This is a genomic window from Bradyrhizobium sp. SHOUNA76, from assembly GCF_023006445.1.
In the GTDB taxonomy this organism is placed as follows: domain Bacteria; phylum Pseudomonadota; class Alphaproteobacteria; order Rhizobiales; family Xanthobacteraceae; genus Bradyrhizobium.
The window spans coordinates 1-2,035 of record NZ_JALBHA010000776.1; the positions used below are offsets into that span (position 1 = coordinate 1).

General features: G+C 66.4%; 2 protein-coding genes. One reads left to right on the forward strand and one right to left on the reverse strand.

Going from position 1 to position 2,035, the window contains the following annotated elements:
- Nucleotides 1–836 (forward strand): MmgE/PrpD family protein (locus MOV74_RS36945; protein WP_246932309.1); only part of this gene is annotated, 836 nt, incomplete at its 5' end.
- Nucleotides 837–1,029: 193 nt separating this feature from the next.
- Here MOV74_RS36945 and MOV74_RS36950 read toward each other — a convergent pair.
- The coding region (locus MOV74_RS36950) for a serine hydrolase (protein ID WP_246932311.1) at nt 1,030–2,035 on the reverse strand (1,006 nt) is incomplete at its 5' end.

Here is a 2,035-nt window from a genome sequence, read left to right on the forward strand (position 1 = left end):
AGCAGCAGCTCGTCGCCGCCTTCGGCGTCTCCGGCAGCCAGGCCGCGGGCTCGCTGCAATTCCTGGTCAACGGCGCCTGGAACAAGCGCTACCAGGTCGGCGCGGCCGCGATGAATGGCGTGATCGCTGCGACGCTGGCGCGTAACGATTTCGTCGGCGCGACGGAATCGGTCGAGGGCAAGCACGGCCTGCTCGCCGGCTACACCGACGATGCGCACCCGGCCAAAGCGGTCGCCGAGCTCGGCAAGACCTACGAGACCATGAAGATCGGCGTCAAACCTTATCCGAGCTGCCGCTACACCCATGCCGCGATCGACGCGCTGATCGCGATGCGGCGCGAGCACAATCTGACGCCCGACCAGGTCAAGCGCGTCGAGATCGGGCTGCACCGCAACGGCATCACGCTGACCGGCGATGCCGCCACCAAGCGGCATCCGACGTCGATCGTCGGCGGCCAGTTCTCGATGTTCTTCACCGGCGCGCTCGCGCTCGACCAGGGTTCATTCGGCTGGGACGATTACAGCCGTCTTGGCGACGCCGCGATCGACGCGCTCGCCGACAAGTTCGACGTGGTGCAGGACGACCGGCTCGAGATCGGCCGCACGCATCCGTTTGGGGCGCGTGTCAGCATCACTACCGACGACGGCGTGCATGAGCGGCTCTATGCCGATCCCTCGGGTGAGCCGACCTCCTTCCCCGACGCGCAGGCGATGCAGCAGAAATTCCTGACGCTGGCCCGCCCGGTGCTGAATGCGCGCGCGGAGAAGTTTGCCGACGCGATCATGACGCTGGAGCGGTTCGATCGCGTGGCGCAGGCGACGGAATTGGGGAGATAATCGATTCTCTCCGCGCAGACGGGTGCACCCTCGCCCCTTGCGGGAGAGGGTGGCTGCGCGAAGCGCAGCCGGGTGAGGGGTTCTCTCCGCGAATCCGACTCGCAATTGAATGCGCGGAGACATACCCCTCATCCGGCGCTGCGCGCCACCTACTCCCACAAGGGGAGAAGGAAGAATGCGCGCTCCACTCCTCTCAGTTCCCCGCCATCTTTCCCTTCTCGCGCGTTGCGGCCACCACGTCGCGCACGAGATCAAACACGCCGTCCGCTTGCGGCGGGGCGTTCGGCGAGCGTCCCATCCGCACGATTACCAGCTTCTCCGAGGGGATCACGATGGTGTATTGACCGATGGTGCCCTTGGCGAAGAAAGCATCGCGTGGCCAACCGTGCTGCACGCGAAATGACGCGCCGAAGCTGTCGCCCTGGTTGGTCCAGAAGCCGGCGCCGATGCCGACCCACGCGTTCGGTGTCGGCGAAGCCGTGTACTTCACCCAGCCCTCCGGCAGGATACGCTTGCCGCCGGCGATGCCGCCATCGAGATAGAGCTGGCCGAAGCGCGCCCAGTCGCGCGCCGATGCGAGCATTTCGCTCGATCCCTCGATCGTGCCGGAGCCATCGAGCTGGAGCGTGACATGGCGCATGCCGAGCGGGGCGAACAATTCGCGGCGCGCGAAGCGGAGCGCGTCTGCGGGATCACCACCGACCGCGTTGCGGATCAGGTGCGAAAGAATGAGAATATTGCCGTCGTGGTATTTCCACGTGGTGCCAGGCGCGATCTCGAGCGGGATCGTCTCGGCATAGGCAGCCATGTCGGACTTGACGAACTTCATCCGGTTGACCGGCTCGAAGGCGGAGCCGAGCGAGGCCTCCAAAGAGCTGCCGAGCGCAAGGCCCGCGGTGTGGCGCAGAAGCTGATCGACCGTGATGGCATGGCGCGGATCATCAGGATCTTTCCAGGCAGCGACCGGCGCGGGGCCGTCGAGCTTCAGCTTGCCCTGACGCACCAGCACGCCGATCAGGGCGGAAACCACCGATTTCGTCATGGAGAAGCCGAGCAGTGGCGTCTCCGGTCCAATGCCGTCGGCATAGCGCTCCGCGATGACGCGGCCCGACTTCATCACGACCACCGCGCGGGTGCGGCGGTAGGGCGCCTGTGCGGGCTCGGTGAAGGCGCGGTCGAGCGCGGCGGCAAGCCCTGGA